The 13987-nt window shown below is 67.0% G+C and carries 20 protein-coding genes; all 20 read right to left on the bottom strand.

The genetic code is table 11. The annotated features are described in order from the left end of the window. Window positions 1–67: 67 nt before the first annotated feature. Entirely contained in the window at window positions 68–658 is a 591-nt protein-coding gene (gene rplQ, locus G6027_RS07590) for a 50S ribosomal protein L17 (protein ID WP_182636640.1), read from the bottom strand. A 34-nt stretch (window positions 659–692) separates the two neighbouring features. After that, window positions 693–1727 carry a DNA-directed RNA polymerase subunit alpha gene (locus G6027_RS07585; protein WP_182636639.1) on the bottom strand — a complete coding sequence of 345 codons (1035 nt, stop codon included), beginning with the start codon at window positions 1725–1727 and terminating at the stop codon, window positions 693–695. 106 nt (window positions 1728–1833) lie between these two features. After that, window positions 1834–2439 (bottom strand): 30S ribosomal protein S4, encoded by a 606-nt coding sequence (gene rpsD / locus G6027_RS07580; RefSeq protein ID WP_182636638.1) that lies wholly within the window; start codon window positions 2437–2439, stop codon window positions 1834–1836. Window positions 2440–2461: 22 nt separating this feature from the next. Next, window positions 2462–2869: a 30S ribosomal protein S11 gene (gene rpsK, locus G6027_RS07575; RefSeq protein WP_017838216.1), complete on the bottom strand. Its 408-nt coding sequence runs from the start codon at window positions 2867–2869 to the stop codon at window positions 2462–2464. Beyond that, the gene (rpsM, locus tag G6027_RS07570) at window positions 2869–3237 is read right to left on the bottom strand and encodes a 30S ribosomal protein S13 (protein WP_182636637.1); all 369 of its coding nucleotides are present in this window, start codon (window positions 3235–3237) and stop codon (window positions 2869–2871) included. Before rpsM ends, rpsK begins: the two co-directional genes overlap by 1 nt. Window positions 3238–3406: 169 nt before the next feature. Beyond that, entirely contained in the window at window positions 3407–3628 is a 222-nt protein-coding gene (gene infA / locus G6027_RS07565) for a translation initiation factor IF-1 (RefSeq protein WP_010541191.1), read from the bottom strand. Between the two features lie 113 nt (window positions 3629–3741). Beyond that, on the bottom strand, window positions 3742–5022 hold the full coding sequence (locus tag G6027_RS07560) for a lipase family protein (RefSeq protein ID WP_187702700.1): 1281 nt from the start codon (window positions 5020–5022) through the stop codon (window positions 3742–3744). An 87-nt stretch (window positions 5023–5109) separates the two neighbouring features. Continuing rightward, the gene (gene map, locus G6027_RS07555; protein WP_182636636.1) at window positions 5110–5913 is read right to left on the bottom strand and encodes a type I methionyl aminopeptidase; all 804 of its coding nucleotides are present in this window, start codon (window positions 5911–5913) and stop codon (window positions 5110–5112) included. 6 nt (window positions 5914–5919) lie between these two features. Next, entirely contained in the window at window positions 5920–6465 is a 546-nt protein-coding gene (locus tag G6027_RS07550; protein WP_182636635.1) for an adenylate kinase, read from the bottom strand. A 48-nt stretch (window positions 6466–6513) separates the two neighbouring features. Further along, window positions 6514–7836, bottom strand: coding sequence for a preprotein translocase subunit SecY (gene secY, locus G6027_RS07545; protein ID WP_182636634.1), 1323 nt, complete (start codon window positions 7834–7836; stop codon window positions 6514–6516). 205 nt (window positions 7837–8041) lie between these two features. After that, on the bottom strand, window positions 8042–8491 hold the full coding sequence (rplO, locus tag G6027_RS07540; protein WP_182636633.1) for a 50S ribosomal protein L15: 450 nt from the start codon (window positions 8489–8491) through the stop codon (window positions 8042–8044). 2 nt (window positions 8492–8493) lie between these two features. Continuing rightward, the gene (gene rpmD, locus G6027_RS07535; protein ID WP_017838209.1) at window positions 8494–8676 is read right to left on the bottom strand and encodes a 50S ribosomal protein L30; all 183 of its coding nucleotides are present in this window, start codon (window positions 8674–8676) and stop codon (window positions 8494–8496) included. 3 nt (window positions 8677–8679) lie between these two features. Further along, entirely contained in the window at window positions 8680–9351 is a 672-nt protein-coding gene (rpsE, locus tag G6027_RS07530) for a 30S ribosomal protein S5 (RefSeq protein WP_182636632.1), read from the bottom strand. Between the two features lie 43 nt (window positions 9352–9394). Beyond that, window positions 9395–9790 (bottom strand): 50S ribosomal protein L18, encoded by a 396-nt coding sequence (gene rplR / locus G6027_RS07525; RefSeq protein WP_241726911.1) that lies wholly within the window; start codon window positions 9788–9790, stop codon window positions 9395–9397. Between the two features lie 2 nt (window positions 9791–9792). Then, entirely contained in the window at window positions 9793–10329 is a 537-nt protein-coding gene (rplF, locus tag G6027_RS07520) for a 50S ribosomal protein L6 (RefSeq protein WP_182636631.1), read from the bottom strand. Window positions 10330–10340: 11 nt separating this feature from the next. After that, window positions 10341–10739, bottom strand: coding sequence for a 30S ribosomal protein S8 (rpsH, locus tag G6027_RS07515; RefSeq protein WP_179525917.1), 399 nt, complete (start codon window positions 10737–10739; stop codon window positions 10341–10343). Window positions 10740–11012: 273 nt separating this feature from the next. After that, a complete protein-coding gene (gene rplE / locus G6027_RS07510) occupies window positions 11013–11585 on the bottom strand; it encodes a 50S ribosomal protein L5 (RefSeq protein WP_182636630.1) in 573 nt (190 codons plus the stop codon). Window positions 11586–11587: 2 nt separating this feature from the next. Beyond that, a complete protein-coding gene (rplX, locus tag G6027_RS07505) occupies window positions 11588–11902 on the bottom strand; it encodes a 50S ribosomal protein L24 (protein ID WP_179525919.1) in 315 nt (104 codons plus the stop codon). A 1-nt stretch (window position 11903) separates the two neighbouring features. Continuing rightward, a complete protein-coding gene (gene rplN / locus G6027_RS07500; protein WP_095717592.1) occupies window positions 11904–12272 on the bottom strand; it encodes a 50S ribosomal protein L14 in 369 nt (122 codons plus the stop codon). A gap of 144 nt (window positions 12273–12416) precedes the next feature. Beyond that, window positions 12417–13352, bottom strand: coding sequence for an alpha/beta hydrolase family protein (locus G6027_RS07495; protein ID WP_241726909.1), 936 nt, complete (start codon window positions 13350–13352; stop codon window positions 12417–12419). Window positions 13353–13987 lie beyond the last annotated feature (635 nt).

Genomic DNA, 13987 nt, shown 5'->3' with positions numbered 1-13987 from the left:
CCCACCGCGTGGTGCGGTGGGCGGGGCCCCTCACTCCGGATCCGTGACGGATCGGGCCTGAAGCGACTCAGGCCTTGTCGGTGTCCTCGCTGGTGGCGTGGGTGGTGTCCTCGGAGACCGCGTCGGCGGTCTCCTCGGCGGTGTCCACGTCGGCGTCGTCGGCGTCCTCCACCTGGTCGGCGATCGGGCTGTTGGCCTCGGCCTCAGCAGTCACGTCGTCGGTGGACTCCGTGGCCGGCGAGTCGGCCGACTTCTTGGAGGCGGCGGCGCGGGTGGCGCGCGTGGCCTCGGCGGACGCCAGCGGCTCGGTGACGAGCGCGATCATCGCCATGGGCGCGTTGTCGCCCTTGCGGTTCTCGAGCTTGACGATCCGGGTGTAACCACCGTCGCGGTCGGCGACCCGGGGGCCGATCTCGGCGAACAGCTTGTGCAGGACGTCCTTGTTGCGGACGAGCTTGGCGGCCTCACGGCGGTCGGCCAGCGTGCCGCGGCGCGCCTTGGTGATGAGCTTCTCCGCGTACGGACGAAGAAGCTTCGCCTTGGTCTCCGTGGTACGGATCGCATCGTGCTCGAACAGCTGGGTGGCCAGGTTCGACAGGATGAGCCGCTGGTGGGCCGGGGATCCGCCGAGGCGGGCGCCCTTCTTGGGCTTGGGCATCAGATTCTCCTAGGAATGGTGTGCTGAGAGCTCGTCAGAGCTGCTCGGTCTCGGCGTAATCCTCGCCGCCCTCGTCGGTCCACGTCCCGGTCTCGGCGTCGTAGCCGGCGACCGAGGCGGGATCGAACCCGGGGGGCGCATCCTTGAGCGACAGGCCGAGCTCCACGAGCTTGACCTTGACCTCGTCGATCGACTTCTGACCGAAGTTGCGGATGTCGAGCAGGTCCGACTCGCTGCGCGCCACGAGCTCGCCCACGGTGTGGACTCCCTCACGCTTGAGGCAGTTGTAGGACCGGACGGACAGATCCAGGTCGTCGATCGGCATGCCGTAAGCGGCGATGTGATCGGCCTCGGCCGGGCTGGGCCCGATCTCGATGCCCTCAGCCTCGTCGTTGAGCTCCCGCGCCAGGCCGAAGAGCTCGACCAGCGTCTTGCCCGCGGACGCCAGGGCGTCACGGGCGGTCATCGAGTTCTTGGTCTCGACGTCCAGGACCAGGCGATCGAAGTCCGTGCGCTGGTGCACACGGGTGGCCTCGACCTTGTAGGTGACCTTGAGGACGGGAGAGTAGATCGAGTCGACCGGGATGCGGCCGATCTCGTGTCCCGCGTCCTTGTTGAGCCCCGCGGGGACGTAGCCACGACCGCGCTCGACGACCAGCTCGATCTCCAGACGGCCCTTCTCGTTGAGAGTGGCGATGTGCAGGTCCGGGTTGTGCACCTCGACGCCGGACGGCGGGACGATGTCACCTGCGGTGACGGCGCCCGGGCCCTGCTTCTTGAGGTACATGGTGACCGGCTCGTCCTCGACGGACGAGACGACCAGGCCCTTGAGGTTCAGGATGATGTCGGTGACATCCTCCTTGACGCCCGGCACGGTGGTGAACTCGTGCAGGACACCCTCGATGCGGATGCTGGTCACGGCCGCGCCCGGGATGGACGACAGCAGCGTGCGACGCAGCGAGTTCCCGATGGTGTAGCCGAAACCGGGCTCGAGGGGCTCGAGCGCGAACCGCGAGCGGTTCTCGGAGACGACCTCCTCGGTGAGGGTGGGCCGCTGGGAGATGAGCATGTGCTACCTCTTTCGATTCTCGGCGTCCGCTATTTGACGCCGTAGTAACCCACCGTCGCCGGGAGGGCCGCGATGTGCGGCCCGCCCGGCGACGAGGGAGGACGGATCACTTCGAGTAGAACTCGACGATCAACTGCTCCTGCAGCGGCACATCGATCTGCGCGCGCTCGGGAAGCTGGTGCACGAGGATGCGGAGCGTCGTGGGGACGACCTGCAGCCATGCGGGGACGGGACGCTCGCCGAGCATCTCGGTGGCGATCTCGTACCAGTCCATCTTGGTGGACTTGGGACGGACGTCGATGATGTCGTACTGCGAGACCCGGTAGCTCGGGATCGTCACCTTCTGGTCGTTGACCCGGAAGTGACCGTGGTTCACGAGCTGACGTGCCTGGCGACGCGTCTGCGCGAGGCCCGCGCGGTACACGACGTTGTCCAGACGCGATTCCAGGAGCTGGAGGAGGTTCTCGCCGGTCTTACCGCCCCGGCGGTGAGCCTCAGCGTAGTAGCGACGGAACTGCTTCTCCATCACGCCGTAGGTGAAGCGGGCCTTCTGCTTCTCCTGCAGCTGGGTGCGGTACTCGGACTCCTTGATCCGCGCGCGGCCGTGGTGACCGGGCGGGAAGGGCCGACGTTCGAATGCGGTGTCCCCACCGACGAGGTCCACGCCCAGACGGCGGGACTTGCGGGTGACGGGGCCGGTGTAACGTGCCATGGTTCTCTACGTTCCTTCCGGCTCAGACTCGACGCCGCTTGGGCGGACGACAGCCGTTGTGGGGCTGGGGGGTGACATCGGAGATCGTGCCCACTTCGAGGCCGGCGGCCTGGAGTGAACGGATAGCGGTCTCACGACCCGAACCCGGGCCCTTGACGAACACGTCGACCTTCTTCATGCCGTGCTCCTGCGCCTTGCGGGCCGCGTTCTCGGCGGCGAGCTGGGCGGCGAAAGGAGTCGACTTGCGCGAACCCTTGAAGCCGACGTGGCCCGAGGACGCCCAGGCCAGAACGGCGCCGGACGGATCGGTGATCGAGACGATCGTGTTGTTGAACGTGCTCTTGATGTGGGCCTGGCCGTGAGCGACGTTCTTCTTTTCCCTGCGACGGCCCGTCTTCTTGGGGCCCGCAGCGCGTGACTTGGGGGGCATTACTTCTTCTTTCCGGCGACGGTCTTCTTCGGGCCCTTGCGGGAGCGGGCGTTGGTCTTGGTGCGCTGTCCGCGGACGGGGAGACCCCGACGGTGGCGGATGCCCTGGTAACTGCCGATCTCGATCTTCCGGCGAATATCGCCCTGGACCTCACGGCGGAGGTCACCCTCGACCTTGTAGTTGCCTTCGATGTCGTCACGAAGGACGGTCAGCTGCTCGTCGGTGAGATCCTTGGTGCGCAGGTCCGGGCTGACCCCGGTCCGCTCGAGGATCTCGACGGCCCGCGTGCGACCGATGCCGAAAATGTAGGTGAGCGCGATCTCCATACGCTTGTCACGTGGGAGATCGACGCCGGCAAGACGTGCCATGTGGCGTTTCTCTTTCGTCGTGCGGTAGGTCTGCTCCCCGACCGTCCCCGCTGCCGCATGGTCATCTCACGATGAGCATCCGTCCGGGGCCCTGGCCTCCGCATCCAGGGGTGTGGAACCCGCCTCGACCAGGTACTTCAGAGGCGGCTGGTTCGGGGAGTTGAGCGCTTTACTTGTAGCGGTAGACGATCCGACCGCGGGTGAGGTCGTACGGCGACAGCTCGACGACCACCCGGTCCTCGGGCAGGATGCGGATGTAGTGCTGCCGCATCTTCCCACTGATGTGCGCGAGGACCTTGTGTCCGTTCTCGAGCTCGACGCGGAACATTGCGTTCGGCAACGGCTCGACAACTCGGCCCTCGACCTCGATGGCTCCGTCTTTCTTTGCCATGCTGGTTACGGTCCTCCACGATTCCCCGGATGTCGTCTACCGGATTCTGGTGCACTGGTGGGCACACCGACGTATAAGCCTACGTCAGTGGTCGTTCTAGTGCCAATCGGCACTCACACGTAGCAGGCGCGTCCTGCCGGGACCCCGTCGAAGCGCTGCTGCAGCCAGTCCATCGCGGCCGGCAACTTCTCCACCGCGCCGATGAGGTGCTCCGGGGCCAAGCCCGGCTCCCACGTGAGCGGCGTCCCCTCGCGGCAATAGCGCGTGGCGGTCTCCTCCGCGTCCCAGAAGGGCACCAGCGGATCCGTGCGCGAGTGCCACATGAACACCGGGACCCGGGGGACATCAGGCGACAGACGCACGCTGTTCTCCGCGAACGCCCTCATCAGGCCCTCCTCCGCCACCAGGTCTCCCCCCTGGAGGACCATGGGCACGGACCGGAACGCGCCGAACACCAGCAGAGAGGCCGTGCACCGCCCCTTCATCCGTTCGAACAGTGCCCAGCCCTCGGGGGTGAGCTTCTCCTCGAGGCGGATGTCCTCCGGGTACTCCCGTGCCATCCCCACGGCGGCGGCGAAGGCCAACCCGAACGCGGGATGCGGCCAGTTGCCGATCATCCGGGCCATCGTCGTCATATCCGTCGGGATCCCGCCCTGAGCGACCCCCACCAGGTTGACGTCCGGAGCGTAGTCGTCATGCATGAGGGACACCCAGGCACTGGCGATCCCTCCGCCCGAGTACCCCAGGGCGCCGAACCGACTGTGCCGGGCGTCGAACCGGGGGTCGTCGCGCACGGCCCGCATCCCGTCCAGCACGATCCGACCGGACAGCTGCCCCCCGGGGTAGGCCACCTTGGGCCCCAGATGATCGGGGATGATCACCGTCCAGCCCTGGTCCAGGCGGACGCGCAGGAACGCCATCGCATTGTCCTGCACGGTCTCGAGCGTCGGATTGACCAGGGTCTCCGTGGGAGCGCAGCTCTGGCCGAGAGCGTTCAGGTAGTGCTGGTAGCTCAGGACCGGCCCGTTCGGGCGGGCGTGGGGCGGCCGGACGACAGTCGCCGTCGCGAGGATCGGACGATCCCGGGTGTCGGTCGATCGGTACGCGATCTCCGTCACCTCGTACCCGAGGAACGCAGGCATGGTGACGACCCGGGTGTTGATCACCTGGCCGAGACCCGCGTCGGCGAGTACCGCGGGGTCCGCGTGATAGAACGGCGCCGGCTGCGGGTCCTCCATGAGGGACCCCTGCCCGCCTTCCATGAGCGACTGTGCTCCGGCGGACGGGGTCGGTCCCGCCGTCTGGGCCAGGATCACGACCAGCGCGAGGACAGCCGCCATAGCCGTGCGCGTCGGTGTGATCGTGGTTCGGCGCACGTGGGGGTGAACGAGCATGCCCTGACCTTTCAGGCCGGTGGTCAACAGTGGGAACACCCTAGCCTGGGCCTCGACGGCCGTGGCACCGGTCCCCCGCGACCGCGCTCAGTCCAGGGGCCGCGGGGTGAGTACACGCGGGCCGTCGGAGGTGACGGCGACCGTGTGTTCCCAGTGCGACGCCGGCGACCCGTCCACCGTCACCACCGTCCACTCGTCGGCCAGGGTGCGGGTGTCGGTCTCGCCACCCAGGACGAGCATCGGCTCGATGGCCAGGACGGACCCCTCCTGGAGCCGAGGCCCCTTTCCGGGCTTGCCCTCGTTGGCGAGGAACGGCCACTCGTGCATCTCACGCCCGATCCCGTGCCCGCCGAACCCGTCGACTATCCCGAGGGTGACGCCGTGCCGCTGCTCCGCGCGACGGGTGGCGGTTTCCAGGGCGTGCGACACGTCCGTCAGTCGGTTGCCCGGAGACATGGCGCGCATCCCCTCCTCGAGGACCTCCCGCGTCGCCTGGTTGAACAGGGCCACGTCGGGGTCCAGCTGACCCACCCCGAAGGTCCAGGCGGAATCACCGTGCCACCCGTCCAGTACCGCGCCGCAGTCGACCGAGACCAGGTCCCCCTCCCGGAGGACGGTGGCAGGACCCGGGATGCCGTGGACGACCACCTCGTTGACCGACGAGCAGATCGAGCCGGGGAATCCCTCGTACCCCTTGAAGGACGGGACCGCACCGGCGTCGCGGATCAGCTGATCGACCAGGGAGTCGAGATCCGCGGTGGTCGCACCGGGCACCGCGGCCTCCCGGGCGGCGACGAGCGCGCGGCCGACGATCCGGCCGGCCGACTCCATCGCGTCCAGCTCACCGGGAGTGCGCGCTGTCACGACGCTCGTGCGCGACCGACCGAACACGACGGATCAGCGATCCAGCGCGGAGAGCGCTCGTGCGTTGATCTCGTCCACCTCGCCCACGGCGTCGACGGTCTTGACCTCGGCGCCGTAGTACTCGAGGAGAGGGGCGGTCTCGGAGCGGTACACCGCCATGCGGTTACGGATCACGTCTTCGGTGTCGTCTTCACGACCGCGCGCCAGCATCCGCCCGACCACGGTGTCCTCGTCGACCTTGAACTCGATGACGGCGTCGAGAGAGAGACCCGCCTCAGCGAGCATCCCTTTGAGCGCATCCGCCTGCTCGACGCTGCGGGGGTAGCCGTCGAGGAGGAACCCCTCGGTGGCATCGGGCTCGCCGATACGCGCCTCGACCATGCGGTTGGTGACGTCAGCGGGAACGAGGTTCCCGGCGTCGATGTAGGACTTGGCCTCCTTGCCGAGGTCCGTCCCCTGGGAGATGTTGGCCCGGAACAGGTCGCCCGTGGAGATGTGCGGGACTCCGAGCTTCTCCGACAACAGGGCCGCCTGGGTTCCCTTGCCGGCGCCGGGGGGGCCGAGGAGGACGAGACGCATGGTGAGGACCAGCCTTTCTACAGTGTGATGTGCTCGGTGTCGCAGGGCCTACTTGAGGAAGCCCTCGTAGTTGCGCTGCATGAGCTGTGCCTCGATCTGCTTCACGGTGTCGAGACCCACAGACACCATGATGAGCACAGCGGTGCCACCGAACGGCATGTTCTGCATGTCTCCACCCCCGCTACCCATGTCGAGGAAGACGTTGGGCAGGACCGCGATCAGCCCGAGATACAGGGAGCCGAACAACAGGATCCGGTTGAGCACATATCCGAGGTACTCGGCCGTCGGGCGACCCGGGCGGATTCCCGGGATGAAGCCGCCGTACTTCTTCATGTTCTCGGCCTGCTCCATCGGATCGAACTGGATGGCCACGTAGAAGTACGCGAAGAAGATGATGAGGGCGAAGTACAGCAGGATGTAGCCCCAGCTCGAGGGGTTCTGCAGGTACTGCATGACGTAGCGCTGCCAGAAGCCGTCCGCGGCGGGCTCCGGACCCTGGATCAACTGGGTGATGAGGATCGGAACGTACATCATCGACGACGCGAAGATCACGGGGATGACGCCGGCCTGGTTGACCTTGAGCGGCAGGTAGGTCGACGTCCCGCCGTACTGGCGACGTCCGACCATGCGCTTGGCGTACTGCACCGGGATCCGGCGCTGGCCCTGCTCGACGAACACGACCGCGACCACGATCAGGACCACGGCGAACATCACCGCGGCGAACTTCAGCGTCGAGGAGTTCTGGTAGATGTTGATGCCCTCGGCCGGGATGCGCGAGGCGATGCCGGCGAAGATCAGCAGCGACATGCCGTTGCCGACACCACGGTCGGTGATGAGCTCACCGAACCACATGACGAGGGCGGCACCGGCGGTCATCACGATCACGATGGTGGCCAGGGTCAGGATGTCACCGTCCATCAGGACGGACTCGCCGTTGCCGAGCAACTGTCCCCGGTCGGCGAGCGCGACGATGCCGGCGGACTGCAGCACGGCGAGCGCGATGGTGAGATAGCGCGTGTACTGCGTCATCTTGGCCTGGCCGGACTGCCCCTCCTTCTTGAGCTGCTCGAAGTAGGGGATCACCACGGTCAACAGCTGCACGATGATGCTCGCCGTGATGTAGGGCATGATGCCGATCGCGAACACGGACAACTGCAGGAGTGCGCCGCCGGAGAACAGGTTGACCAGGGAGTACAACTGCGCGTTGTCCCCGGTCATCGCGGTGTCGAGGAGGCCCCGGAGCTTGGGGTAGTCGACACCGGGCGACGGGATCTGCGCGCCGATGCGGTAGAGGATGATGATCCCGAGGGTGAAGAAGATCTTCTTCCTCAGATCCGTGTCCTTGATCGCGGACGCGAGTGCGGAGAGCACATGTCCTCCTGGTCATGGACGGCCCGTAGCCGCCGCCTTCGTCGAATGCAGATGCGCCGGGAGGGTCAGACCGACGGCAGTGGTGCCGCACCCCGAACGCACAACAAGAAAAACTGTATCAAGATGAGCGCAGGGGCCGGATCCGAGACTCTCGGACCCGACCCCTGCACCCGTCATCCGGCCCCCGGAGGGGACGGTCGGGGACTCAGGCCCCGGCCTCCGACACGCTTCCGCCGGCGGCCTCGATCTTGGCTCTCGCCGACGCGGACACCTTGTCGACGGCCACGGTCACGGCCACGGAGAGGTCCCCGTCGCCCAGCACCTTGACCGGCTGGTTCTTGCGGACGGCCCCCACGGCGACGAGCTCGGCGACGCCGACCTGCCCACCTTCGGGGAACAACCGCTGGATGTCGGACACGTTGACGACCTGGAAGACGACCTTGTTGCGGTTCTTGAAGCCCTTGAGCTTCGGAAGACGCATGTGGATCGGCATCTGGCCACCCTCGAACGCCGCGGGGACGTTCTTACGTGCCTTGGTTCCCTTGGTACCGCGACCGGCGGTCTTGCCCCTCTTGCCGCCCTCACCGCGACCCACGCGGGTCTTGTCGGTGTGGGCGCCGGGTGCCGGGCGCAGGTGATGCAACTTGATGGTCATGCTCACTCCGTCTCTTCGACCACGACGAGGTGGTTCACGACGTTGATGAGACCCCGGGTCTGAGCGTTGTCCTCACGGACGACCGTCTTCCGGATGCCCTTGAGTCCCAACGTCCGCAGGGAGTCCTTCTGGTTCTGCTTGGTCCCGACCGTGCCGCGGACCTGGGTGATCTTGAGGTTGGCCATGATCTACGCCCCCTGTCCGGCACGTGCGCGGAGCATGCCCGCGGGCGCGACGTCCTCGATGGGCAGGCCACGGCGGGCCGCGACCTCCTCGGGACGGTGAAGACCCTTGAGAGCGGTCACGGTGGCGTGGACGACGTTGATCGCGTTGTCCGAACCCAGCGACTTGCACAGGATGTCGTGCACGCCGGCGCACTCGAGCACGGCACGCGCAGCGCCGCCCGCGATCACACCGGTACCCGGCGATGCCGGACGGAGCATGACGACGCCCGCGGCAGCCTCACCCTGGATCGGGTGCGGGATGGTGGAGCCGATGAGCGGGACGCGGAAGAAGTTCTTCCGGGCCTCCTCCGATCCCTTCTGGATCGCCGCCGGCACCTCCTTGGCCTTGCCGTAGCCGACGCCGACCATGCCGTTGCCGTCACCCAGGATCACGAGGGCGGTGAAGCTGAATCGCCGACCGCCCTTGACGACCTTGGACACGCGGTTGATGGTGACGACGCGCTCGATGAACTGCGACTTCTCGTCATCGCGGCCACCGCGGCGATCGTTTCCGCCACGGCCACGGCCCCCGCCGCCGCCGCTGCGGCCGCCCTGGGCGTTGTCGTTGGTGGTGGTGGTCTTGTTGTCCGCGGCGGGCCCGGTGCTTCCGCCGTCACGACGCTGACGTCCCGGCATCAGACGGTCCTTCCGTTAAGGGTCAGTGCTGTGGTGTTGGTCATCAGAACTCCAGCCCACCCTCGCGGGCGGCGTCAGCGAGCGACGCGATCCGGCCGTGGTACTTGTTGCCACCACGGTCGAACACTACGGCGTCGATGCCGGCGGCCTTGGCGCGCTCGGCCAGGAGCTGACCGACCTTCGCGCTGAGGGCCTTCTTGTCGCCCTCGGCCGCGCGCAGATCGGCCTCGATCGTCGACGCGGCGACCAGCGTGCGGCCCACCGAGTCGTCGATGATCTGGGCGTGGATGTGGCGCGAGGACCGGTTGACGACCAACCGCGGACGCTCGGGGGTACCGGCGACCTTCTTGCGGAGGCGGAAATGGCGCCGGGTACGGCCGACACGACGTGCTGTCGAGACGTCGGTACCCAGCGGGGAACGCTTCTTTGTGTTGCTCATGGTCACTTACCCGTCTTTCCGACCTTGCGACGGACCTGCTCGCCCTCGTAACGGATGCCCTTGCCCTTGTACGGGTCGTGCTTCCGCAGCCGCTTGATGTTGGCGGCGATCTGGCCCACCTGCTGCTTGTCGATCCCGGAGATCGAGAACTTCGTGGCGCCCTCGACGGCGAACGTGATGCCGTCGGGGGCCGCGATCGGCACCGGGTGCGAGTAGCCGAGGGCGAACTCGAGGTCCTGGCCCTTGGCGACGACGCGGTAACCCACGCCGAAGATCTCCATCTTCTGCACGTAACCCTCGGTGACGCCCACGACCATGTTGTTGACCAGGGAGCGGGAGAGACCGTGCAGCGATCGGTTGTCGCGGTGGTCGTCGGGACGGTTCACCGTGATGGTGCCCTCCTCGACCGACACCGTGATCGGTGCGGGAAGATCCTGGGTGAGCTCACCCTTGGGACCCTTGACGGTGATGGTCTGGCCGTCGACCTTGATGTCGACTCCGGACGGAACGTTGATCGGAGCCTTGCCGATACGTGACATTTCTCGCCCCCTTACCAGACGTAGGCGAGGACTTCCCCGCCCACCTTCTTGTAGTTCGCCTGACGGTCCGTGAGCAGACCCTGGGAGGTCGAGATGATCGCGATACCCAGTCCGCCGAGGACCTTGGGCAGGCCGGTGGACTTGGCGTACACGCGGAGACCCGGCTTCGAGACTCGCTTGATGCCCTGCAGGCTGCGCTGGCGCGACGGGCCGTACTTGAGGTCGATGGTGAGCTTCTTGCCCACCTCGGCGTCCTCGACGGCGTAGTCGGTGATGTAACCCTCTTGCTTGAGGATCGCCGCGATGTTGCCCTTGATCTTGGAATGCGGCATGGAGACGGTGTCGTGGTACGCCGAGTTGGCGTTACGCACACGCGTCAACATGTCCGCGATGGGGTCGGTCATCGACATGGATTTACCATGTTCCTTTCTCGTCACGGTTCCCATGCAGCACGGTTCCGGTCGACCTGTGGGTCGGCGGTGTCCGTCGTGGGCCTATCACGAAGAGTTCGAATGTTCTGTTGTGTGGGGCCCGCCGATCGTCTGACGATCTGGAGGGGAACCCGCCGCGCATGACGCTCTTCTCGTCAGTCGCGACCAGACGGCTGGGCCGTCTGCCCGTCGCCGGGGACCCGCTGATGCGGCGCCCCGGCGCGGACGGCCGGTCCGGCCCTGACCGGAAGGTCAGTCCTCCTTGAAGGGGAAGCCGAGGTGCTTGAGCAGCGCCCGACCCTCTTCGTCGTTCGTCGCGGTCGTGACGACCGTGATGTCCATGCCCCGGGGGCGATCGACCTTGTCCACGTCGATCTCGTAGAACATGGTCTGCTCGTTGAGCCCGAAGGTGTAGTTGCCGTGACCATCGAACTGCTTGCCCGACAGACCACGGAAGTCGCGGATTCGCGGGAGGGCGATCGTCGTCAGACGATCGAGGAACTCCCACATGCGGTCACCGCGCAGCGTCACACGCGCGCCGATCGGCATGCCCTCGCGGAGCTTGAACTGCGCGATGGACTTACGGGCCCGACGGATCTGCGGCTTCTGGCCGGTGATCAGCGTCAGGTCGGTGATGGCGCCGTTGATCAGCTTGGCGTCACGTGCGGCGTCGCCGACACCCATGTTGACGACGACCTTGACGACGCCCGGGATCTGCATGACGTTCGCGTACTCGAACGTCTCGTTCATGGCCGGCTTGATCTCGGAGCCGTACCGTGCCTTGAGACGCGGCGTGTAACCGGTGGGAAGTGCGGTTTCGGTCATGGTCACAGGTCCTTCCCGGTCTTGCGCGAGACACGGACGCGCTTACCGTTCTCGTCGGTGCGGATTCCGACGCGCGACGGGGCGCCGTCGGCGTCCACGACCATCACGTTGGACACGTGGATCGGGGCCTCCTGCGTGACGATGCCACCGGAGGAGGCACCACGCTCGGCAGCCGAGTTGGCGGTGTGCTTCTTGATGCGGTTCACGCCCTCGACGAGGACCTTCTCCTGCGCGGGGAAGGCCTGGATGACCTTGCCCTTGGCGCCCTTGTCCTTGCCGGCGATGACGAGCACCGTGTCGCCCTTGTGGACCTTCATGTCAGAGCACCTCCGGAGCAAGCGAGACGATGCGCATGAACTTCTTGTCGCGCAGTTCGCGACCGACGGGCCCGAAGATGCGGGTTCCACGCGGGTCGTTGTCGTTCTTGATGATGACGGCGGCGTTCTCGTCGAACTTGATGTACGAGCCGTCCGGGCGACGGCGCTCCTTGGCGGTGCGCACGATGACGGCCTTGACGACCTCACCCTTCTTGACGTTGCCACCGGGGATGGCGTCCTTGACGGTGGCGACGATGATGTCGCCCACGCCTGCGTAGCGACGCTTGGACCCACCGAGAACGCGGATGCAGAGAATCTCCTTGGCACCCGTGTTGTCGGCGATCTTGAGTCGCGACTCCTGCTGGATCATGGTTCTCCTGACCAGGCTTGTTGATGTGTGCCGGATTCCGACCCGACACACGCGGCCACGTCACCCGCACCCGGTCTCTCGACGCGGATACCACGGGCAACTGTTCCAGTGTAGGGGTCCCGGCTCCCGAGCCCCAAATCCACCTCAGCTGCCGAGGGAACCGGTCGAGCCGGCCGACCCCGACGAGCCCGACGAGCCGGCGGAGCTCGGGTCCACTCCCCCGGACGCCCCACGGAGGCTCGGCACCGCCGGCGCCAGACCCGACAGGATGTGGTCCATGCCCGGCAGCATCTGGGTGACGAACACGGGCCAGTTGTGGATCCCGGTAGGCATGTAGTTCATCCGCAGGTCGACCGCCGCGACACCGGCCAGGGCGGATTCGAGGTTCCGGGTGCTCTCGTAGGACCCCTTCTCGAGGACGTGCCCGTCCACGAGGATCATCTCGTTGCTGCCGAAGTGCCCGAGCTCCGCCGAGCCCACCCGGCCCGTGGCTGCACTGAGGTAGACGGTCTTCCCGGCGAGCCCGGACGGGTCGGCGACAGTGTCGTGGTCCTGCCACGCCTGGGACCCTCGTGGGCCCCACATTTTGGTGGCGTCGCCGTTGCGGGCCGCCACGGTCAACCGCGCGTACTGGTACCCCAGCTCGTCGGTCGTGGAGTACGCACCGCTGATCCCCGCGACCGCGTCGAACATCCCCGGGTTGGTGTTGACCAGGTGGACCGCCGCCGAGGCGCCCATGGAGACTCCCATCGCGCCCCAGCTGCCGTTGTGCGCGAGCGGAGCAGCCGAACCGGCCAAGCCCTGCTCCAGGAGGGGTGGGAGCTCGTCGATGAGGAAGGTCTCCCACATGTTCGGTCCCAGGACGGGGTCGTCGGCCTGCCAGTCGGACCACATGGACGCCGGAGCACCGGTCGGCGCGATCACGTTGACCTGACGGTCGCGCAGCGCCGGGTCCCCCCAGCCCATCCCCGTGCTCCACCCCGACGGGGATTCACTTCCCACCCCGTCCAAGAAGTAGACGTTGGGGGCGTCCACACCGTCCGGCGCCCGATACACCTCGACCCGCACGGTGCGCTGCATGGAGGCCGAGGTGACGGTCCAGACCTCAGCCCGTCGGTCCACGGGGTTCAGAGATCCCGGGAACAACGGGCCGACGTGGCGAACCGTCGTCTGCGTGATGGAGCCGTCCCGTGTGGAGACGGGACCTGCGGGAGGCTGTGAGCTACCGGGGCGCGGGAAGTCGCCGGACCCGACGGCCGCCACTGAGCCAAGCACTGACGTCAACGGGATGGGAGCACCCAGTTGCGTCAGGGCGGCGACGCTCAACGACGGAACCCCGAACAGGCTCCCCGGTGCGACGCTCGGGACGAGGGACCCGGGATCCAGGCTCTGCGCACCGGCCGCGCCCACACCTGCACCGGAACCGATGAGGAGGGCCGCCGCGGCCACGGTCGTCCCGCGGAGCGCAGCGCGGTGACGCCGACGCGTCACTCCCCCGGGCCCTTCGATTCCGGGCCCCTCGATCTGATGCCGCTCGATGCCGTCTCGATCTGTCCCCGGCCGTTTCGTCATATCCCGTTCCTGTCCTCGTACGCGACGCGGCCCACGGGAACTGGCGCCCCGGGCCGCAGGGTGACCTCCGGCTCGGTAGCCGATGACACAATACTGACTTGTCGTATCACGACGCCGATTGTGTTACATCCTCGGACGCCGAA

It is taken from the genome of Dietzia sp. SLG310A2-38A2, from assembly GCF_014145095.1.
Lineage (GTDB): Bacteria > Actinomycetota > Actinomycetes > Mycobacteriales > Mycobacteriaceae > Dietzia.
The sequence above is the reverse complement of the archived record's forward strand: the minus strand, read 5'-3'. Positions and strand labels throughout refer to the sequence as shown.